Origin of the sequence: Fructobacillus tropaeoli (assembly GCF_001047135.2) — a bacterium.
Classification (GTDB): domain Bacteria; phylum Bacillota; class Bacilli; order Lactobacillales; family Lactobacillaceae; genus Fructobacillus; species Fructobacillus tropaeoli.
In genome coordinates, this window is sequence record NZ_DF968152.1 from 1 (window position 1) to 428 (window position 428).

Genomic DNA, 428 nt, shown 5'->3' on the forward strand with positions numbered 1-428 from the left:
TCTGCTGGAAAAATTCGAAAATGACCGTCTGAAGTGTAAACTTTATACCATTCGTCTTCATCTTCGATACGCGTAACATCTACCTGAGTTTCATAACCACGTCCGTCTTTTATTTTTTCACCAACTTTTACAATATATGGTTCGTTGATACCTAGATAATCACCACTTGGAAATACGGCACCTAATCCAACGCTCTGTAAACTTAGTATCTTCATCACTCCACCTCTTCAACACTTTCATCGTCAATTGGCATTGTAGAGATAATTGCAGTTACGCCTTGCAACACTTCGTACTCTTCTTTAGTCAGTTCCATCACTCCACCTCTTCCCGGTCGAACATGTCTGGGTTGTATCCTGCTTCAATGATTTCTGTTTCAGTAAAAACATCTCTATTTATAGGAGATAAATAGAATGAGTCCGATGGGTATC

1 protein-coding gene is annotated in these 428 nt (G+C 39.3%); it reads right to left on the bottom strand.

What is annotated here, in order from left to right; all coding sequences use genetic code 11:
• Positions 1-215: hypothetical protein (locus tag AOQ32_RS08480; protein WP_059394402.1), on the bottom strand; the 215-nt coding region annotated here is incomplete at its 3' end.
• Between the last annotated feature and the right edge of the window lie 213 nt (positions 216-428).